The 18,254-nt window shown below is 67.9% G+C and carries 20 protein-coding genes and 1 tRNA gene; 11 read left to right on the top strand and 10 right to left on the bottom strand.

Annotated features, from left to right (window positions below):
* Window positions 1–4 precede the first annotated feature (4 nt).
* Complete coding sequence (locus GT355_RS01555; protein ID WP_160132894.1) at window positions 5–1,501, bottom strand: MATE family efflux transporter; 1,497 nt, start codon at window positions 1,499–1,501, stop codon at window positions 5–7.
* A 312-nt stretch (window positions 1,502–1,813) separates the two neighbouring features.
* Between GT355_RS01555 and recJ the strand changes: the two genes are divergently transcribed.
* Window positions 1,814–3,241, top strand: a complete 1,428-nt coding sequence (gene recJ / locus GT355_RS01550) for a RecJ family nuclease (protein WP_160132892.1) — start codon at window positions 1,814–1,816, stop codon at window positions 3,239–3,241.
* 10 nt (window positions 3,242–3,251) lie between these two features.
* Here the strand turns inward: recJ and GT355_RS01545 are convergent, their stop codons facing one another.
* Complete coding sequence (locus GT355_RS01545) at window positions 3,252–3,710, bottom strand: DUF7960 family protein (protein ID WP_160132890.1); 459 nt, start codon at window positions 3,708–3,710, stop codon at window positions 3,252–3,254.
* A 98-nt stretch (window positions 3,711–3,808) separates the two neighbouring features.
* Between GT355_RS01545 and GT355_RS01540 the strand changes: the two genes are divergently transcribed.
* On the top strand, window positions 3,809–4,843 hold the full coding sequence (locus GT355_RS01540; RefSeq protein ID WP_160132887.1) for a tyrosine--tRNA ligase: 1,035 nt from the start codon (window positions 3,809–3,811) through the stop codon (window positions 4,841–4,843).
* Window positions 4,844–4,909: 66 nt separating this feature from the next.
* Here GT355_RS01540 and GT355_RS01535 read toward each other — a convergent pair.
* A tRNA-Arg gene (locus GT355_RS01535) sits at window positions 4,910–4,982 on the bottom strand.
* Between the two features lie 44 nt (window positions 4,983–5,026).
* Entirely contained in the window at window positions 5,027–5,344 is a 318-nt protein-coding gene (gene tatA / locus GT355_RS01530; RefSeq protein WP_160132885.1) for a twin-arginine translocase TatA/TatE family subunit, read from the bottom strand.
* Window positions 5,345–5,430: 86 nt separating this feature from the next.
* On the opposite strand from tatA, the gene GT355_RS01525 reads away from it, so the two are divergent.
* Together GT355_RS01525 and GT355_RS01520 are read left to right on the top strand one after the other, a co-directional pair.
* Window positions 5,431–5,907 carry a redoxin domain-containing protein gene (locus GT355_RS01525; protein ID WP_160132883.1) on the top strand — a complete coding sequence of 159 codons (477 nt, stop codon included), beginning with the start codon at window positions 5,431–5,433 and terminating at the stop codon, window positions 5,905–5,907.
* 41 nt (window positions 5,908–5,948) lie between these two features.
* The gene (locus GT355_RS01520; RefSeq protein ID WP_160132881.1) at window positions 5,949–6,770 is read left to right on the top strand and encodes an HD domain-containing protein; all 822 of its coding nucleotides are present in this window, start codon (window positions 5,949–5,951) and stop codon (window positions 6,768–6,770) included.
* A gap of 343 nt (window positions 6,771–7,113) precedes the next feature.
* On the opposite strand, the gene GT355_RS01515 is transcribed toward GT355_RS01520, so the two are convergent.
* Complete coding sequence (locus GT355_RS01515; protein WP_160133973.1) at window positions 7,114–7,956, bottom strand: polyprenyl synthetase family protein; 843 nt, start codon at window positions 7,954–7,956, stop codon at window positions 7,114–7,116.
* Between the two features lie 121 nt (window positions 7,957–8,077).
* Between GT355_RS01515 and GT355_RS01510 the strand changes: the two genes are divergently transcribed.
* Window positions 8,078–8,395, top strand: coding sequence for a DUF433 domain-containing protein (locus GT355_RS01510; RefSeq protein ID WP_160132879.1), 318 nt, complete (start codon window positions 8,078–8,080; stop codon window positions 8,393–8,395).
* Between the two features lie 66 nt (window positions 8,396–8,461).
* Complete coding sequence (locus GT355_RS01505) at window positions 8,462–8,800, top strand: DUF5615 family PIN-like protein (RefSeq protein WP_160132877.1); 339 nt, start codon at window positions 8,462–8,464, stop codon at window positions 8,798–8,800.
* A 26-nt stretch (window positions 8,801–8,826) separates the two neighbouring features.
* On the opposite strand, the gene GT355_RS01500 is transcribed toward GT355_RS01505, so the two are convergent.
* Genes GT355_RS01500 through GT355_RS01490 form a run of 3 tightly spaced genes read right to left on the bottom strand, consistent with a single transcriptional unit; the run spans window position 8,827 to window position 11,730 of the window.
* Window positions 8,827–9,795: an electron transfer flavoprotein subunit alpha/FixB family protein gene (locus GT355_RS01500; protein ID WP_160132875.1), complete on the bottom strand. Its 969-nt coding sequence runs from the start codon at window positions 9,793–9,795 to the stop codon at window positions 8,827–8,829.
* Window positions 9,792–10,586 carry an electron transfer flavoprotein subunit beta/FixA family protein gene (locus GT355_RS01495; RefSeq protein WP_160132873.1) on the bottom strand — a complete coding sequence of 265 codons (795 nt, stop codon included), beginning with the start codon at window positions 10,584–10,586 and terminating at the stop codon, window positions 9,792–9,794. The genes GT355_RS01500 and GT355_RS01495 overlap by 4 nt, the downstream gene beginning before the upstream one ends.
* Before the next feature lie 43 nt (window positions 10,587–10,629).
* A complete protein-coding gene (locus GT355_RS01490; RefSeq protein WP_160132871.1) occupies window positions 10,630–11,730 on the bottom strand; it encodes a helix-turn-helix transcriptional regulator in 1,101 nt (366 codons plus the stop codon).
* Between the two features lie 103 nt (window positions 11,731–11,833).
* Between GT355_RS01490 and GT355_RS01485 the strand changes: the two genes are divergently transcribed.
* The gene (locus GT355_RS01485) at window positions 11,834–13,258 is read left to right on the top strand and encodes a DUF7096 domain-containing protein (protein WP_160132869.1); all 1,425 of its coding nucleotides are present in this window, start codon (window positions 11,834–11,836) and stop codon (window positions 13,256–13,258) included.
* A gap of 27 nt (window positions 13,259–13,285) precedes the next feature.
* Window positions 13,286–13,738 carry a type IV pilin N-terminal domain-containing protein gene (locus tag GT355_RS01480; RefSeq protein WP_160132867.1) on the top strand — a complete coding sequence of 151 codons (453 nt, stop codon included), beginning with the start codon at window positions 13,286–13,288 and terminating at the stop codon, window positions 13,736–13,738.
* A 397-nt stretch (window positions 13,739–14,135) separates the two neighbouring features.
* On the opposite strand, the gene GT355_RS01475 is transcribed toward GT355_RS01480, so the two are convergent.
* Window positions 14,136–14,756 (bottom strand): methyltransferase domain-containing protein, encoded by a 621-nt coding sequence (locus GT355_RS01475; protein ID WP_120073750.1) that lies wholly within the window; start codon window positions 14,754–14,756, stop codon window positions 14,136–14,138.
* Window positions 14,757–15,233: 477 nt separating this feature from the next.
* On the opposite strand from GT355_RS01475, the gene GT355_RS01470 reads away from it, so the two are divergent.
* Window positions 15,234–16,163: a DUF1028 domain-containing protein gene (locus GT355_RS01470; RefSeq protein WP_160132865.1), complete on the top strand. Its 930-nt coding sequence runs from the start codon at window positions 15,234–15,236 to the stop codon at window positions 16,161–16,163.
* Window positions 16,164–16,200: 37 nt separating this feature from the next.
* Here the strand turns inward: GT355_RS01470 and GT355_RS01465 are convergent, their stop codons facing one another.
* Window positions 16,201–17,337: a citrate synthase gene (locus tag GT355_RS01465; protein ID WP_160132864.1), complete on the bottom strand. Its 1,137-nt coding sequence runs from the start codon at window positions 17,335–17,337 to the stop codon at window positions 16,201–16,203.
* A 116-nt stretch (window positions 17,338–17,453) separates the two neighbouring features.
* Here GT355_RS01465 and GT355_RS17900 point away from each other — a divergent pair, with 116 nt between their 5' ends.
* Window positions 17,454–17,600 (top strand): hypothetical protein, encoded by a 147-nt coding sequence (locus GT355_RS17900; protein WP_192927943.1) that lies wholly within the window; start codon window positions 17,454–17,456, stop codon window positions 17,598–17,600.
* Between the two features lie 309 nt (window positions 17,601–17,909).
* Complete coding sequence (locus tag GT355_RS01460; protein WP_007691952.1) at window positions 17,910–18,185, top strand: PadR family transcriptional regulator; 276 nt, start codon at window positions 17,910–17,912, stop codon at window positions 18,183–18,185.
* The last annotated feature ends 69 nt before the right edge of the window (window positions 18,186–18,254 follow it).

Below are 18,254 nucleotides of genomic sequence, written 5' to 3'. Positions count from 1 at the left end.
GCCCTCAGTCGTCGGTCGTCGAACTCGTGGTGCGTTGGTGGGGGGCCTGGTCGTCGGCGGCGAGGTTGCGGTCGCGCCACGTCCCGCGGCGGAACCAGAGGTACGAGGCGAGCGCGCCGAGGACGTTCGAGACCGGGAAGGAGAGCCAGAGCCCGCTCACGCCGAGGAGGCCCGCGCCGAACCAGGCGACCGGGAGCCGGATCAGTCCGAGGGTACCGACCGCGATGACCGCGGCGACCATCGTCAGCCCCGCACCGCGGAAGCCGCCGGTGTAGACCCGCATGATCCCGATGAAGCCGAACGTCGGCGCGGCGTAGCGGATGAACGTCGCGCTGGTCGCCACGACGGCGGGATCGGTCGTGAACACCGCGGCGATCGGCCGGGCGAAGAGCCACGCGACGACGCCCACGGCCGAGAGGATCACGAACAGCACCGCCGCGGCGACGTGGTTCGTTCGGTCCGCGCGGTCGGCCTTCCCGGCCCCGATGTTCTGGCCGGTCATGGTCTCGACGCCCTGTGAGAGCGCGATCGCCGGGAGGAACACGACCGAGAAGATGCGGGTGCCGATCCCGTAGGAGGCGACCACCGTGGTCGAGAAGGAGGCCACGACCACCAGCAGGAGGTTGATCGAGACCGCCCGAACGGTCCCCTCGACCGAGGCCGGTACGCCAAGCGCGAGCATCTTCCGGGCGTAGTCGAGGTCCGGCACCATCTGGGAGAGCCGGATCCGCACGCCCTGATCCCCACGAAACATGATCCAGAGCCCGATCACGAACGCGATGGCGCGCGAACCGATCGTGGCGACCGCCGCGCCCTGGATACCGCTCCCCGCGTAGCCGGTCGCGGCGTAGAGGCTGGCTTCGAGCCCGCCGAGCCCGAAGAAGCCGAACAGCGGGTTCGACTCGAAGCCGAAGATCAGGAACGGGTCGAGCACGATGTTGATCACGACCGAGACGAACATCACGACCATCGGCGTCACCGTGTCGCCGTAGCCACGCATCAGCGAGATGAACATCGCGAAGCCGAAGACGAAGACGAGGCCGACCATGAACACCCGCATGTAGCCCGCCGCGAGCGGGGCGATCGCGTCGTTCGCGCCCAGGAGGTCGACGAGCACGTCAACGGAGAAGTAGCCGACTACACCGAGGACCAACGAGACGAGTATCGAGAAGGCGATCGTCTGCGAGGCGGCGTACTCGGCGCGGCGCTCCTTGCCCGCACCGACGTACTGCGCCACCAGCACGCTGCCCGCGACCGAGAGCCCGATCGCGAGCGAGATCACGAGGAAGACCATCGGGAACGCGAAGCTGATCGCCGCGAGCGCGTTCGTGTTGTACTGGCCGAGCCAGAAGGTGTCCGCGAGGTTGTAGGCGGTCTGGAAGAGGTTGGTGATGACGATCGGCAGCGCGAGATAGAACAGCGGTCGGCCGATGCCACCGGACGTCAGGTCGAACTCGTCACGGGTCTTGAACAGTCCCCGCAGGCTGCCCCTGCGGCTCACTCCGCGAAGCCTCCCGGACGGGACCGTAACCGGACCTCATCGTCCGACGGGCGGTCGTGGTTCGTGGTCGATTCGGTCCGCCGCCCGCCGTTCCTCGTCGGAACCGATGCGAGCGATGTCTGGGTGTAGGTGAGTTCGTGATTCATCGTGTTCGTTCGATACTGACTGTACAGTCAGTGGTTGGCGTGAGTAGCCGTCCAGTAGCTTAAACGCTTTCGGCATCACGGTTCGGACCGAGCGACGGCGGAAGTCCGTCGGCGGTCGGGCCGCCGTCCGGAAGCTTAAATCCGATCCCGTCGTACCCGACGACGAATGGCTGGTCCGGTCCCCGAACTCACGACGCGCGCGACGGCGTGTGCGGAGGCGCTCCGCACGGCGGAGTCGGTCCTCCTCGCCTCCCACATCGACGCCGACGGTCTCACGAGCGCCGCGGTGGCGACGACGGCGCTCTCGCGCGCCGGGATCGACCACGAGGTAGTGTTCGAGAAACAGCTCGACGCCGACGCGATAGCGGGGATGGCGGCACGGGAGTTCGAGACGGTCCTGTTCACCGACTTCGGGAGCGGCCAGCTCGACGTCATCACGGAACACGAAGCCGACGGCGATTTCACGCCCGTGGTCGCCGACCACCACCGACCAGCCGAGGCGGAGACCGAGTTTCACCTGAACCCGCTGCTGTTCGACCTCGACGGCTCCACCGAGATCTCGGGAGCCGGCACGACCTACGTCCTCGCGCGGGCGCTCGGCGAAACACAGGGTGACGAGATGGGGGCGGACAACCGCGACCTCGCGGCCCTCGCCGTGGTCGGCGCGGTCGGCGACATGCAGAACTCGACGGGGGAACTCGTCGGCGCGAACCGCGGCATCGTCGCGGAGGGCGTCGCGGCGGGCGTGCTCGAAGAGACCACCGACCTCACGCTCTACGGCAAGCAGACCCGTCCGCTCCCGAAACTCCTCGAATACGCGAACGACGTGCGGATCCCGGGGATCTCGGGGAGCCAGCGCGGCGCGACCGCGTTCCTCTCGGAGCTCGAGATCGATCTCGAAGGGGAGAACGGCTGGCGGCGGTGGGTCGACCTCAGTAGTGAGGAGCGCCAGCGGGTGGCGAGCGGACTGCTCCAGCGTGCGGTCGCCCGCGGGGTGCCCGCCGACCGGATCGACGACCTCGTCGGGACGACCTACCTCCTCACGGACGAACCCGCGGGCAGCCAGCTCCGGGACGCGAGTGAGTTCTCGACCCTCCTCAACGCCACCGCGCGCTACGAGCGTGCCGACGTCGGTCTCGCGGTCTGCTGTGGCGACCGCGACGAGGCGCTGGCGGAGGCCGAGACGCTGCTCTCGAACCACCGCCGGAACCTCGCGACCGGTATCGACTGGGTGAAACGCGAGGGCGTGACCCAGGCCGACCACCTCCAGTGGTTCGACGCGGGCGACACCATTCGAGATACCATCGTCGGCATCGTCGCCGGGATGGCGATGGGCACCGACGGGGTTCGTGGCGATCGACCCGTGATCGCGTTCGCGACGAAGAACGAGACCGAAACGAAGGTCTCGGCCCGCGGCACCCACAGATTAGTCCGGTCCGGGCTCGACCTCTCGGCGGTGGTGGGCGAGGCCGCGCGGGCGCTCGACGGCGACGGCGGTGGCCACGACGTCGCTGCGGGGGCCACGATCCCAACCGACTCGAAGGCGGCGTTCGTCGAGCGCGCCGACGCGCTCGTCGCCGAGCAGTTGGCGTGAGGCGGAGGTACTATCGGGAGATTTCTTCGTATGCGGGCGCGTCGAGGTCGAGCAGCGTCCAGAGGGTGATCTTCGCCTCCACGAGGTCGCGGGTCTCGATGAGGTCGTCCTCGTCGAACGCCTCGACGACCCGCCGGCTCTCGGCGATCATCTCGGCGTCCGCCTCGGTGTGGTCGGGTTCGTCGCGAACGTCGTTCAACAGCGCCTCGAAGTCCTCGCGGATGTCGAAGGAGGCGTAGGCGACGTTACACCGCGAGAGCGGGTTCTGGTCGAGGTCCACGACGAGGTCCCGCACGAGCGCCCAGTCGTTCGCACAGAAGTGGATCGAGACCTCGCCCACGATGTCGCGCCACGCGATCGACCCGGCGTGCTTCATCTCCCGCACCGCTCGCGGCGGGAGGTCGAGCCGGGACGTGGTCTCGGGGTTCGCACAGAGACAGCACGGCTGTTCGGTCTTGCCGGTGTACACGTTCTGACTACGTGTCGAACCCGCATGGAGCTGTTCGTTGCGGCAGCCGTCGTGGCCCGAAGGGAATCGCTTAACAGCGCGCACGGGACAGGAGGGGTATGAACGACGCCGAGCGCGCGGACCTCGTACGGCGCAACACCGCCGAGGTCGTCACCGACGACGAACTCGACGAACTCCTGGGCGACGATCCGACCGTGTACATCGGCTACGCGCCCACCGGCGAGATGCACATCGGCCACTTCACCACGATCCGAAAGCTCGCCGACTTCCTGCAGGCGGGGCTCGAGGTCAAGGTCCTGATCGCGGACCTCCACGCCCACCTCGACGACGAGAAGAGCCCGTTCGACCTGCTCGACGCGCGCGCGACCTACTACCGCGAGGCCATCGAGGCGATGGTCGAGGCGGCGGGGGCCGACCCCGAGGAGATCGAGTTCTCGCAGGGCCGCGACTTCGAACTCGACCCCGACTACTCGCTCGACCTGCTCAGAACCGCCGCCGACACCACAATCTCCCGCGTCCAGCGCGCCGGCAGCGAGGTCGTCCGCCAGTCGGACAACCCCAAACTCGGTGGCTTGATCTACCCACTGATGCAGACCCTCGACATCGAGGCGCTCGACGCCGACATCGCGTACGGGGGGATCGACCAGCGTGGGATCTACATGCTGAGCCGCGAGCTGTTCGCCGACCGCGGCGAGACCCCTCCTGTGTGCGTGTTCGCGCCGCTGCTCTCGGGGCTCGCGGGCGGGAAGATGAGTGCCTCCGACGCGAGTTCGAAGGTGAACCTCTCCGACGATTCCAGCACTGTGGCCGAGAAGCTTCAGGGTGCCTACTGCCCGCAGGGCGAGGTCACGGGCAACGGCGTGCTCGAATACCTCGAGTACCTCGTCTTCCCGGTGCTCGACGAGCGTGGCGAGTCGTTCGTCGTCGAACGACCCGCGGAGTACGGCGGCGACCTGACCTACGAGACGTACGACGACCTCGAAGCCGACTTCGTGAGCGAGGAGCTCCACCCACAGGACCTCAAGAACGCCGCCGCGGAAGCCATCTCGTCGGTGATCGCGCCGGTACGTGAGCGGTTCGAGGCGGAGCCGGAGCTGCTCGCGAACGCGTACCCGGACGAACACGGCAACTGAAGACCGTCGAAGGTGAAGCGAATCCGGACGGCGGTCGGACGCGGTTCGCTGCGCTCGGGTGGACAGCGGGCGTGACGGGATTCGAACCCGCGGTCTAGAGGTTAGGAACCTCTCGCCCTCTCCGCTAGGCCACACGCCCCCGACGGAAACTGTGGGCGCGAGGTGAAAAACCGTACCGTTCCGTTACTGGTTGCTCTCGACTTCGGTGTTGCGCTCGTTGACCTCGGGTGGGTCGTAATCGACGTCGTTGTCCTGCGAGGCGGCGTCGGTCGAGTCGCCGGCCGCACCCGAGTCGGCGTCGACGTTACTGGTCTGCATCTCCTCGAGTTCGTCCTCGACTTCGTTTCGGCCCTTGTCGAACTCACCACGGGCCTGTCCAAGCGCGCCGGCGAGTTCTGGGATCTTGTTCGCACCGAACAGGAGGACGATGATCACGAGAACGATCAACACCTCCGGTCCACCCGGGATACCGGGGATCTGGAGCAGCGATAGTCCAACCATTGTGTCTCCAGCTTACGATGTGTGAGTTATAGGCTTTTTGCTCAGCGAGCAGAAGCGTCTTCGTTACGGCGAACGACCCGCAGACGATGCTTTCCGAGAACGACACGGCCCCCGAGTTCACCGCCCCACTCGCGAACGGCGACGTCGGCGAGCGGTTTACGCTCACCGACCGCCTCGACGAGGCTCCGCTGGTGCTCGCGTTCATCCCCGGCGCGTTCTCGTCGGTCTGTACCGGCGAGATGAACACCTTCCAGGAACGACGCGACGGCTTCGAGGACGCGGGCGCGACGGTCTACGGTGTGAGCGTCGACTCACCGTTCGCGCTCAACGCCTTCCGCGAGGCGGAAGGGCTCGACTTCGACTTCATCAGCGACCCGAACCACGAGGTCGTCGAGGCCTACGACGCCACGATGGGCTTCGAGGACCTCGGGATCGACGAAGTAGCCCAGCGCGCGGTGTTCGTCGTCGACGGCGAGCGGACGGTGGCCTACGCGTGGACGAGCGAGAACCCGGGCGTCGAGCCGGACTACGACGCGATCGAGGACGCCGTGCGCGACGCGTAGGAACCAGAATCGGTTTTCCCACGCGGACCCAACCCCATCCCATGAGTGACGACGCGGATCCCGGCGCGAACGGCCGGGTCTACGACCCCGAGGCCGACCACGCCTTCCCCGACGAACGCCTGAATCGGGTGCTCGACGTCATCGAATCCGACGAGGAGATCCAAGCCTACCTCGACGCCCAGAACGTCAACCCGGTGGCGAGAAAGCGCTACAACGACCACGGTTCCCAGCACATCTCGATCGTCAGGAACCGCGCGCTCTGTCTCTACGACCTCCTCAAGGCCGGCAACGTGGCCTTCAACGGTGCGGCCGACCAAGGACTCGACGAGGCCGACGAGTCCGTCATCATCGCGCTCGCCGCCACGCTCCACGACATCGGCCACGTCGTCCACCGGACCGACCACCCCTACTACTCGATCCCGCTCGCCGCCGACCTCCTCGACCGCCTCCTCCCCGAGTTCGAGTGGTACGACGTCGGCGAGCGCGTCCGGATGAAGGGCGAGGTGCTCCACGCCATCGTCGCCCACGACACCAGCGAGACGCCGCTGACGCTCGAAGCCGGGATCGTGCGGGTCTCGGACGCCCTCGACATGGAACACGGCCGGTCGCGACGCCCCTACGAGGAGGGTGGCCGCGGCATCAACACCGTTTCCAGCCAGGCCATCCGGAAGGTCTCGCTCCAGAAAGGCGACGGTGTTCCCGTTCTGGTCGAGATCGAGATGACCGACGCCGCCGGCGTCTACCAGGTCGACACCCTCCTGAAGTCCAAACTCGACGCGTCGGGGCTCGAGGACGACGTCCGTATCGTCGCGGTCACCACCCGCGACCCGGAGGAACGCCTCGTCGAGCGCGTCGAGCTCTAAGCAACCACTTTTTTAGACGGGGGAATCGCTCGCCTTCGGCTCGCTCAACCCCCGTCCAAAAACCTGGACTAAAAAGGGCTGCTCGCGCCTCTGGCGCTCGCAGTACAACCACTACCCACAGCCGCACAGCACCGCAACCGCACCGCCTCCGCCGAAGCCCTCGCGCCTGCGGCGCTCGCCCTTCATCCGCCAGGAGAGCACAGCTCTCCTGAGCCTCGGTTCGCGCCTGCGGCGCTCACCGAGACGCCAGGCCCAAACCGAACCCGCGCCACAACCGCCGGACGGCAGCTGCACCGCTGACCGCACCCGCGGCGGCATCCGCACCGCCGCCGCAAGCGGCGGCTCACCGCTCGCGAACCACCACGAACTCCGCGAGGTCTCGGAGGTATTCGGCGGCCCGCTCGTCGGCCACGTCGACCGACTCCAGCGCCGAGAGCGCCCCGTCCGCCGTCTCGCGCGCCAACGCGTTGGCCTCCTCGGGCGTGAGGTCGGTGACTTCCACGAGGGATGGCCGGTCCATCGCGCTGTCCTGGCCCGTTGGTTTCCCGAGGTCGTCGGCGTCGGCGGTGGCGTCGAGCACGTCGTCACGGATCTGGAAGGCCACCCCGACGCCCTCGGCGTACTCGCCGAAGGCCTCGACGGTGCGGGCGTCGGCGTCGGCGGCGATCGCCCCGAGCTCGGCGGCGGCCCGGAACAACGCTCCCGTCTTCCGGCGGGCGAGCGCGAGGTACTCCTCCTCGTTCGTGGGCCGGGCGACGAGCTCGGTGGCTTCGCCCTCGCCGAGCTCGACCATCGCCTCGCTCACGACCTCCGTCGCGCGCTCGTCGTCGAGGAACAGCGCGAACGCCTCGCCGAGCAACCCGTCGGAGGTGATCAGCGCCGGACCGTAGCCGAAGGCGGCCCACGCGCTGTCGGTCCCGCGCCGCACGGCGGAGTCGTCGATGATGTCGTCGACCACCAACGAGGCGTTGTGGACGAGTTCGATCCCCACGGCGAAGTCCACCGCGTCGGCCGCCTCGCCACCGGCCGTCTCACAGGAGAGCACGGTGACGGTCGGCCGAACCCGTTTGCCGTCAGAGAGCGCGACGTGAGCGATCCGCTCGCTCAGCTCGTCCGGGTCGACCACCTCGCACACCGCTTCGAGGCGCTCCTCGACCATCCCTCGGCGGTGTTCGAGGTACTCCATCGCCATAGCTGGGGTACGAACGGCGCGTGAAAGTAGGTGACGGTCCCGGATTCGACGACCGAACTCGATGGACCCGTTGCGCCGAAGGCTTAAATCCGAAGCGGAGGGTAGAGCTACCGAGATGTCCCAGCGAACCGCCCACATCGTCCGCGACGACGACGTGATGGGTGGTGAACCCCGAATCGAGGGTCGCCGCATCAGCGTCCGTCAGGTCGCCGACTGGGTCGAGGAGGGTGACCTGTCGGCCAAGACCGTCGCCGACCGCTACGACCTCGACATCGCGGACGTCTACCGCGCGCTGACGTACTACCACGAGCACCCCGGTGAGATGGCCGCAGTACGGCGTCGTCGTCGAGAACGAATCAGTGCCGCACGAGAGAGGGGCATGAAAACGCTGAGTGAGCTCCGCGAGGAGCACGCTGGAGCAACCGACGAATGAATCCACGCGCCAGCGCAGGCACGCGTTCGGGCCACGCAAAACATCCCATCGGGAGACGGTCGAACAATGGCCTATCGAATACTCCGTGACGAGAACGTCGACCCACATACCGTTCAGTATCTCGAACGCGAGGGCCACGAAGCCATCCACGTTGGACAGGCGCTTGCACTGGGTGTCGACGATCATGAAGTCGCGGCCTACGCTCACGAGAATGAAATGGTGGTCCTCACCAACGACACCGACTTCCTCGATCCGTCATTGCACCTCGATCGGACGGTACGCTTCTATACGAACAACCGGATCCCGGCCTACGAACTCGCGGCGCTGGTTGCAGAACTCACAGAATACTATCCGTCACAGAACGACCTTCCGAACGAACTGTACCTTTCAGAGAAGAACGGTTGAGATGTAGAGAACGACTGTCTTTTGAGTTATATCTCGGGCGGCTCGCCGCCGAACTCCTCGATCAGTGCGGGGACGACGTCGAAGAGGTCGTCGACGATCCCGTAGTCCGCGAGGTCGTAGATCGGCGCGCTCGGGTCGTCGTTGATCGCGACGATGGTCTCTGCTCCTTTCATCCCGGCGACGTGTTGGACCGCCCCCGAGATACCGATCGCGATGTAGACGTCCGGCGTGACGACCTTCCCGGACTGGCCGACCTGCCGGTTCTTCGGGAGCCAGCCGTTGTCGACGATCGGGCGGGAGGACGAAAGCGTCGCGCCGAGCGTGTCGGCGAGCGCCTCGACCAGTGCGAGGTTCTCCTCCTCCTCGATACCCCGACCCACCGAGACGAGCACGTCGGCGTCGGTGATGTCGACGTCGCCGCCGCCGACCTCCTCGAAGCCCGTCACCGTCGAACGAACCTGTGACTCGTCGATGTCGACCGCGAACGCGGAGACGTCGGCATCGCCGGTACCCTCGACGGGTGGCCACTCACCCGGCCGGACGGTGAGCGCGACCCGGTCGGCGTCGACGTCGACGACCGTCTCGACCTTCGAGCCGTACATCTCGCGGGTGACCGCGAGGCCGTCGTCCCGCTCGACGCCGATCGCGTCGGTCACGAGCGGAAGCGAGAGCCGGCTCGCGACCGCCGGCGCGTAGTCCAGCCCGTTCACCGAGTGGGGCATCAGGAGTACATCAGGACTGAGGTCGTCGTGGAGCGCCTCGACCGCCTGGACGTAGATATCGTGGTTGAACTCCTCGCCCTCGTCGATCGTGTGAATCACGTCGACGCCCTCGCGGTCGAGGTCATCGGCGAAAGCCTCGACCTCGCCGCCGATGACGGCCAAGTGGAGTTCGCTGTCCGTGGCGTCGGCGAGTTCGCGCCCGACCGAGGCGAGTTCGAAGCTCACGTCGCGGAGGTCGCCCCGGCGGTGTTCGGCGATCCCAAGCACTGTCATCCCTCGACCACCCCCTTATCGCGGAGGAGGTCGGCGAGCTGCCCGGCGGTCTCCTCGGGGCTCCCCTCGTAGACCGTGGCGTCGCTCACGGTCTCCGGTTCGTAGAGTTCGGTCAACGAGACAGCGCCCTCGGTCACGTCGGCATCGAGCCCGAGGTCGGCGAGCTTCTTCGGCGCGATCTCCTTCGATTGGGCCTGGCGGATGCCTCGCAGGCTCGCGTAGCGCGGGTCGTTGATCCCGGTCTGGATCGTGAGCACCGCAGGGGTCTCGACGTCGGTGAGCTCCTCGACGCCGCCTTCGAGCTCGCGGCGGACCGACGCCTCGTCGTCGCCCGCGGCGTAGTCGAGGTCGTTGACGACCGCGGCCCACTCGAAGCCGATCCGCTCGGCGAGGCTCACACCCGTAGCCCCGAAGGCCGAATCGCCCGACTGGACGCCAGTCAGTACGAGATCCGGGTCCTCCTCTTCGGCGACCGCGGCGAGGATTTCGGCTTTGGTCGCGCTGTCGAGGTACTCGGTCCCCGCGAGGTCGTCGTCCCAGACTCGGATCGCGCGGTCGACGCCCTTCGCGAGCGCCATCCGAATCGTCTCGTCGGCGCGCTCGGGGCCGACGGTCACCGAGACCACCTCGACGTCCTCACCGGCTTCCTGTATCTGGACTGCGGCCTCGACGGCGTAGTCGTCCCACTCGTTCAGGTCGTAGGTCAAGTACCGGTCGTCGACAGCGAGGCCGTCGACCTCGAAGTCGTCCTCGACCTCCGCCACCTCCGCCACCGTCACGAGGATCTTCATGAAAAATCCAGTCGCCGCGCGGATGTTAACCGTTCCGAAAGCCTCACTCCTCGTCGGGGAGGCTGATGAGGTTCTCGCGCCCGATCCGGAGTTTGTTCACCCGGCCGTCCTCGTCCATCGCCGAGAGGAGCTGTGAGACCTTCGCGTTCGACCAGCCGGTGGCGTCGACGATCGAGGCCTGCTTCATCCGGCCGTCGTTCGCCGCGAGCAGCCGCTCGACGCGCTCCTCGTCCGAGAGGAGCTCCTCGTCCACGTCGGCCAGGACGGTCGTCTCGTCGGGCTCGTCCGGCGGGTCGGGTGGGTCGGCGGCCCCCGCCGGCGCTGCCTCCACCGTGCCGTCATCCGACCCAGTCGGCTCGTCATCGTCGCGTCGCGTCATGGCGTAGGCACCGACGACCACCGCACCGACCACGACCAGGGCACTCCCAACCGCGATCGGGGGGATCGAGCCGAAGAGGCCGGGGTCGGAACCCGGTGTCGACGTCGCGGGCTGGCTCCCACGACGCTCGAACCAGACGACCGGGGTCCCCTCGGAGAACGATGCCGGGCCCTCGAACCGCACGGTGCCGTTCGCGAACCCGGCCCCCGTCGGCGACCGGGTGACGCCGTAGCCCGACGGCGATTTGACGAGCAGCGTCTGGCGCTCGGTCAGCCCTGGGAGCCACGTCCCCTGGGTCCCGTTGAACGCGTCGCCGACCATGATTCGGCCGTCGTCGGTCCGGGCGAACTCGGCCCAGGTGAACCCGAGCGTGAGGCGACCGACGTCGCTGCCCGACCCGTTCGCGGCGATCGTGGCGTTTCGGCTCACGTTCGTGACGTTCATCGACCGACCCGTGGCGACGCTGGAGGTGTTCGCGGCCCGCCGGAACGTCGAGGCGGAGATGCCGGCGTCGCCGGCTTCGAACGCCTCGCCCAGGGTTCGAAACGCCGCGGTGTCGTTGGCGTCGTCGAGGACGAACCGGGTTTCGAAGCTGAACCGTGCGTCGCCGTTGGGCTGGGGCTGGATGACGATAGTGGTCGTCGACGTGGCGTTGGTCGCCGTCGGCTCGTCCGCGGAGGACTGCGCGGCGACGGATACAGGTGCAGCGAGCGCGACGACGGCAACGACGGCGATCGCCAGCCCCAACACCGCCCGGGAGCGCATACCCCGTCTGTTCGGGCCGCGGCGAAAACGTTTTCCATCCTTGAAGTGTCCGCCGACCGCCGGCCCGATGGTTTTTGTGCGTTCGGCGCACCCGTCCCGATGGATGCGTCGCGCGCTCGCGCTGGTGCTGGTTTGCTGTCTGCTCTCCGGAACCGCGTTCGCGGTCGCCGACGGAGCCGCGTCACCGAGTGTGGCGGGAGTGACACCGTCGTCGAACACCACGGGGTCGCTCACCGTGAATCCCGACGCGCTCGAAACCGCGTCGTACCGACGGGCGACCCTCGACGTCTCGGCCACACTCACCCTCGCCACACGCAGCCTCGACGGCCGGTTCGAACAGCGCGTGCTCGACGAACGGGCCAACGAACTCGACGCCGCGAGCGCCCGCCGCACGCAGCTCGACCGCAGCGCCGCCCGGGTCGAGACCGGCATCGCCCGGCTCCGAGCCCGCCAGGCCGCGGCGGTTCGTGGCTACAACAACGGCACGCTCACCGACCGTGAGTTCGTCGTCGAGCTCGCGTACATCGACACCGCGGCGGGACGGCTCGGAACCGCGGCGGACCGGGTGGCCGACCGGGCGGACTCGCTCGCCGGGGCCCAGATCGACGGCCAACCCGTCGACAACTGGGCGCAGAACCGTCAGGTCCAGCTCGGCGCGCTCGAAGGACCCGTCCGCGAGCGGATCGCGAGCGCGCTCCGCGGCGAGAACACGATCCGGATCGAGAACGCGCCGGTGGGGATCGACGGCGTCAACGCGACCCGCGCCACGCGGCTCGAACCCCTCCAGGTCTACGTCGAGACCACCGACGTCGGGGTCGTGCTGGCGACGGTCGACGACGGTACCTACCTCCGGGAGGCCTCCCTCCCCGGCGAGCGGAACAACACCACGGCCGGCGAACTCACCGGGATCCAGGACGCGCTGGATCGGGTCCAGGCGAGCTACCCGTGGGCCTGGAACCACTCCTCCTCGACGACCTCCACTGGGGACCGCCGCGCGGGGATCTACGCGTTCACGCTCTATCACGACCAGGGCGTGCTGACGACCTATCTCAACCGAACCTCCGGGCGGGTGTTCGCCGAGGACCAGCGGATCGACGTATCGAGCGTCCCGACCGCGAGCCCGGTGCGAAACCGAACCGACGACCTTCGGTTGCAGGTGAACCGGACCTACCCCACCGGCCCGCTCGAACTCTCGCTCTCGACCGCGGACGGTGAGCCAGCCGACGGCCGAATAGCGATCGACAACCAGTCGGTCGGTGCCACCGGCGACGACGGCCGGCTCTGGACGGTCGCGCCCCACGGGAACCTCTCGGTGACCGCGAGAACGGGCGAGGGAGCCGTCACCGTGACCACCAACGCGACCGTCGGACGGGACATCGCCGTCGGGACCGACAGCACCATCGGGACCGACGCAACCGCCGGATCCGACACCAGCGCCGAGACGAACGCGACCGGTGGGAACAGCACGACCGAGCGAACGGCCACGGCCGCGGTCGCCAGCACCGCCGTCCGCCCCGCCGAAGGTTGAAGTAGGGACACGAAGCCATGCCGTCGCGTGTCCCGGCGTGGCGTCGCCCCGGTCGTCGGTGTCGCAGTACTGGTGGTCGTCACCCTCGTGCTCGCGGCGGTCGTCGGAGCCTTCGTCATCGGTCTCGGGGGCGCGGACCACACACCGACGGCCGCCATCACCGCCGACCGGAACGGCAACGAGGTCATCCTCACCCACGTAGGCGGCGACAGCCTCGACGTGAACGACCTCACCGTTCGACTCTTCGTCGACGGACGGGCGCTCGACCACCAGCCGCGGGTTCCGGCGGCGGGGATGGTGGGTTTCAGGGGCGCGCCGAGCGGCCCGTTCAACAGCAGGAGCGACGACATCTGGAGCGCCGGCGAGGTCGCGTCGGTGACGATCGCGACGACCACGAACGCGCCACAGCCCACCGCCGGGTCGACGGTGACCGTCCGGATCTCCGTCGACGGCGAGGCGGTCGCGACGGCACGGACCTGACGAGCGCGCTCGACGAATCCGAACCATCCACCGTGGCGCGCGCTCGTCGTCGGTGACGAGCGACCGCGAGTCGCCGACGGCGGACACCGTGCGAGGGATGAGCACCGCAGGGAGTGAGCGAACGCGAACGACCGAGGAGCGCAGTCGGTTGGGGAGGTGTGTGGCGCGTTGCGGGAGCGGTGGCGGTGGCGGTCTCTCGTTTGCACCGGGCTACTGGCGGTCAAGATGGCCTTCGGAGTCTTTCGGCGGTCACCATGCCCTTCGGCGGTCACCACGCCCTTCCAGCGGTCGTCCACCCTCTCGGCGGAATTTTTTGGCGGTGACGAACCACTACGGTCGCTGTCCTCTGCACGACGGAAGACCTCACGAACTCGGGATCAGGAACACTCGTCGCGATTCACTCCGGCGCGCGGGCGAGCGTCGTGATGGCGCGCGGGCTCCCCGGCTTGGCTTGCTGGATGCGGTGTTCGAAGGTCTCGTAGCCCGCGGCGTCGAACATCCGGTCGGCCTCGTCCTCGTCGTAGAACAGCATGATCGAATCGGCCAGCGCGCCGAACACCGAGGTGTGGGGTGCGTCGGGACCCACGACGAGTACTGGGCCACCGGGTTTCACCACGCGCCGGAACTCCCGAAGCGTTTCGACGGGGTCGGGCCAGTACTCGATCGAACCCGAGGACCAGACGGCGTCGAAGGCGTCGTCGTCGAACGGGAGCCGCTCGGCGTCGCCGCGGTAGAATTTGACTCGGTCGTTCTTCCCGAACTTCGCGAAGGCGCGTTCGAGCTGGTGGGGGCTCTGGTCGAGCCCGTGGACGTCGTCGGTGTGTTCGAGGAGCCCCTCGGTGGCGAAGCCGGTGCCACAGCCCACGTCGAGCACGCGGTCGTCCTCGTGCACGTCGAACCAATCGAGGGCCTCGTCGCGCATCGCCTCGTTCCAGACGAACGGGTTGATCTCGTCGTAGACCCGCGAGAGGTACTTGTAGAACACCCGCGCCCGAGCCTTGTTTTCGAGGACGCCCATTGGTCGGTGGTGGCGGGGTACGACCATAACGCTGGGGATGTCGGTTCGTTGGGTAGTGAGTGACCGACCGGTTCGCGTCCGAGTTCGACTTTCGTTTCGGATACGAGTGTTGGAATGTGGGGTACAACGGGTGGAATGGGGGTAGCTGTAGCGAGCGATGACCACCAGTAGCCCGGTGCAAACGAGAGACCGCCACCGCACCGCGACCGCCACCGCCCCGCTCCCGCAACGCGCCACACGCCTCCCCAGCCGACTGCGCTCCTCGGTCGTTCGCGTTCGCTCACACCCTGCGGTGCTCATCCCTCGCACAATTTCCGCGGTCGGCGCTCGTCTCACTCGCGCACGACCGCGAGCGCGCGCCAACCACTCCCACCGCAACCGCACCGCCCCGAAGACGCCATCGAAGCGATTTCCCGAAAGGATCCCGGTGCGCGGCCGTGCGAAGCAGGTTTTTGTCGGGAGAGCGGAGCGGGCGGTATGCCAGCCCGGCCACCACGTACGAGCACGTTCTCCATCGTCGCGCGCGACCCCGCGACCGACGCGGTGGGGGTCGCCGTCCAGTCGAAGTTCGTCAGCGTCGGCTCGGTCGTCCCGTTCGCGAGCGCCGACGCGGGCGCGGTCGCCACCCAGAGCTTCGCGAACGTCGCCTACGGCCCCGACGGTCTCGACCTGCTCCGAGCGGGGCGCTCGGCCGACGAGGTCGTCGCCGAACTCACCGAGTCGGACGACGACTCGGACGAGCGCCAGGTCGGGGTCGTCGGCCAGGACGGCTCCGTCGCGGGCTTCACCGGCGCGGGCTGCTTCGAGTTCGCGGGCGACATTCAGGGCGAGAATTATACCGTGCAGGGCAACATTCTCGAGAACCGCGCGACCATCGAGGCGATGGCCGAGACCTACGAATCGGCCGACGGCGGTCTCCCCGACCGCCTCCTCGCGGCGCTCCACGCCGGTAACGAGGCGGGTGGCGACGCGCGTGGCGAGCAGGCCGCGGCGCTCTACGTCGTCAAACCCGAGGGCGGCTACGACGGCGGCAACGACCGCTGGATCGACGTCCGCGTCGACGACCACGAACACCCCATCGACGAACTCGAACGCGTCTTCCGGATCTACGACGTCACGCTGCTCGAACGCGAACCACCCGACGAGTACCACGAACTCGACGACGAGACCGCCGAAGCAGTCACCGCGGCGCTCGACGAGGCCGGTTTCTGCGAGGGTACGTCGACAGCGCTCGGCGAGGGCGACACGGCGCTCGCGGCCTTCAGCGGCGCGAACAACTTCGAGAACCACGAGATTCGGGCGCTGGAGGACGCGCTCGCGCGCGGCTGGGACGATGCCGACGGAACCAGTGAGGACCGTCTAGTGAACGCGGTCTGGCACGGGCTGTCCCGACTCGATCGGAAGTGAGCTCGCGAGCACCGTCAGCCGATCGAGCGGGTGCGTCTCAGCGTTGCTCGATCGGCGTCCACGTCCGTCCCTCGTCGCCGACGTAGACCGCCCGTGGGCGGACGATTCGGTTGTCGGCGTACTGTTCGAGACAGTGTGCCGTCCAGCCGCCGACGCGAGCGACCCCGAAGGTCGCGGTGAACAGCTCCTGTGGGACGCCGAGTCCGTTGAGGAGCACGGCCGTGTAGAACTCGACGTTCGTCTCCAGTCGGCGGTCGGGCCTGTGTGCCGCGAGGGCGTCGACGGCGACGGACTCCAGCTCCTGCGCCCGGTCGAGGAACGCCTCGTCGCCGCGGTCGCGGTAGAATCGCTCGGCCGCCGACTGGAGCACCGCCGCCCGCGGGTCCCGAACCCGGTAGACGCGGTGACCGAACCCCATCAGCCGCTCGCCATCGTCCAGTTTCGCACGGACGTATCCCGCCGGGTCGCCCGACTCGCCGACCTCTCGGAGCATGTCGAGCACCGGCCCCGGCGCGCCGCCGTGGAGCGGCCCCTTCAGCGCACCCACGGCGGCGGTGACCGCCGAGACGACGTCCGATTCGGTGGAGACGACGACCCGCGCGGCGAACGTCGATGCGTTTAATCCGTGGTCGACGACGGCGTTGAGGTACGTCTCCAGCCCCCGCACCGTCTCCGGGGCGGGCTCCTCGCCGGTCAGCATGGAGAGATAGTTGGCGGCGTGACCGAGGCTCGGATCGGGCGCGATCGGTTCCTCGCCGTTCCAGTATCGCCAGTACGCGGCCACCGCCGTCGGGAGCTGCGCGACGACGAGCCGGGCGTCACGCTCGGGGTCGGCCGCGTCCGTCCGTGCGACGCTGGCGGCGGCGGCTCCGATGCGGGCGGCGTCCATCGCCGTCGATCCACCCTCGGCGGCGGCCCGGAGGAGCGCGTACGTCTCCTCGGGGAGGTCGCGGTGGGCCGCGAGCGCCGAGCGCACCGAGTCGAGCTCGTCCGCGTCCGGGAGGTCACCGGTCCAGAGGAGGTGAAGCGTCTCCTCGAACGTCGCGCGCGTCGCCAGCTCCGCCACCGGGAAACCGCCGATCACCAGTTCCCCCGCCGCGCCGTCGACCCGGCTCAGTCGCGTCTCCGCGACCGCGACGCCCTCGAGACCGCGCTGTAGGTCGCTGTCGGTCATACCGTTCGTTCGCGTCGAGTGAGCTTAGCTCCACCTCTGGGCCATTAGGCGACGACCTACCGAGCGATGGGTCGTGGGCCGCCGGTTTGATACCCGTCCGACGACGAAACGAGTGTATGCGCGACGAGTCCGAGATCCGCGAGCAGTACGAGTTCCTCGCCGAAGAGCTCGACGACGAGGCGATGAACCACGAGGGCGTCCGGCGGATGTTCACCTACTACCGGCGGGCGCTCGGCTGGGTGCTCGAAGAGGAGCACATGTAACCCACAGTCGATAGGGTTAAGTGTGACTGTCCGTTGCATACGAGTGACGCTTCGCTTGGAGGGCCGAAGCGTCAGCGGGGACCAATTCAGGGCGGCAAACGCTCGCCGCGGGCTTTTCTCCCGCGCGGGCGTTTTCCATCCTTCGAACACGACATCTCAACGAGACGTGAGTATCCCAACTCCCGATCTCGAGGGCGCGACACCGTGAGACGAACCGTCGTCGGGACGACGCCGAAACCAGTCGAGTATCCGACAGCGACAGCTCCGTTATGTTTATGATATTCAAACACATACGTGGGTTGGACGACGATGTACGACCTCACGGGATTTCAGCGCGATTTGTTGTACGCGATAGCGGGTCAGGACGAACCACACGGGTTGGCGATCAAGGAGGAGCTCGAGGACTACTACGAGACCGAGATCCATCACGGTCGGCTGTATCCCAACCTCGACACGCTGGTCGAGAAGGGGCTGGTCGAGAAGGGACAGATCGACCGACGGACCAACTACTACAACATCACGCGGCGGGGCCAGCGCGAGATCGAGGCGCGTCGCGAGTGGGAGACCCAGTACGTCGAGGTGTGAGCGACCGACCGAAAGCGGTTCTCCCGCCGATTCGAATAGGTTTTGAGGCCTCCGGTGACAGAAAGGGAC

Origin of the sequence: Halococcus salsus (genome assembly GCF_009900715.1) — an archaeon.
Lineage (GTDB): Archaea > Halobacteriota > Halobacteria > Halobacteriales > Halococcaceae > Halococcus > Halococcus salsus.
The sequence above is the reverse complement of the archived record's forward strand: the minus strand, read 5'-3'. Positions and strand labels throughout refer to the sequence as shown.

Excerpts from the sequence above, each read along its gene's own strand:
- recJ (WP_160132892.1), top strand. The coding sequence starts at position 1,814 with ATGGCTGGTCCGGTCCCCGAACTCACGACGCGCGCGACGGCGTGTGCG.
- GT355_RS01540 (WP_160132887.1), top strand. The coding sequence starts at position 3,809 with ATGAACGACGCCGAGCGCGCGGACCTCGTACGGCGCAACACCGCCGAG.
- tatA (WP_160132885.1), bottom strand. The coding sequence starts at position 5,344 with ATGGTTGGACTATCGCTGCTCCAGATCCCCGGTATCCCGGGTGGACCG.
- GT355_RS01525 (WP_160132883.1), top strand. The coding sequence starts at position 5,431 with ATGCTTTCCGAGAACGACACGGCCCCCGAGTTCACCGCCCCACTCGCG.
- GT355_RS01520 (WP_160132881.1), top strand. The coding sequence starts at position 5,949 with ATGAGTGACGACGCGGATCCCGGCGCGAACGGCCGGGTCTACGACCCC.
- GT355_RS01515 (WP_160133973.1), bottom strand. The coding sequence starts at position 7,956 with ATGGAGTACCTCGAACACCGCCGAGGGATGGTCGAGGAGCGCCTCGAA.
- GT355_RS01510 (WP_160132879.1), top strand. The coding sequence starts at position 8,078 with ATGTCCCAGCGAACCGCCCACATCGTCCGCGACGACGACGTGATGGGT.
- GT355_RS01505 (WP_160132877.1), top strand. The coding sequence starts at position 8,462 with ATGGCCTATCGAATACTCCGTGACGAGAACGTCGACCCACATACCGTT.
- GT355_RS01500 (WP_160132875.1), bottom strand. The coding sequence starts at position 9,795 with ATGACAGTGCTTGGGATCGCCGAACACCGCCGGGGCGACCTCCGCGAC.
- GT355_RS01495 (WP_160132873.1), bottom strand. The coding sequence starts at position 10,586 with ATGAAGATCCTCGTGACGGTGGCGGAGGTGGCGGAGGTCGAGGACGAC.
- GT355_RS01490 (WP_160132871.1), bottom strand. The coding sequence starts at position 11,730 with ATGCGCTCCCGGGCGGTGTTGGGGCTGGCGATCGCCGTCGTTGCCGTC.
- GT355_RS01485 (WP_160132869.1), top strand. The coding sequence starts at position 11,834 with ATGCGTCGCGCGCTCGCGCTGGTGCTGGTTTGCTGTCTGCTCTCCGGA.
- GT355_RS01475 (WP_120073750.1), bottom strand. The coding sequence starts at position 14,756 with ATGGGCGTCCTCGAAAACAAGGCTCGGGCGCGGGTGTTCTACAAGTAC.
- GT355_RS01470 (WP_160132865.1), top strand. The coding sequence starts at position 15,234 with ATGCCAGCCCGGCCACCACGTACGAGCACGTTCTCCATCGTCGCGCGC.
- GT355_RS01465 (WP_160132864.1), bottom strand. The coding sequence starts at position 17,337 with ATGACCGACAGCGACCTACAGCGCGGTCTCGAGGGCGTCGCGGTCGCG.
- GT355_RS17900 (WP_192927943.1), top strand. The coding sequence starts at position 17,454 with ATGCGCGACGAGTCCGAGATCCGCGAGCAGTACGAGTTCCTCGCCGAA.
- GT355_RS01460 (WP_007691952.1), top strand. The coding sequence starts at position 17,910 with ATGTACGACCTCACGGGATTTCAGCGCGATTTGTTGTACGCGATAGCG.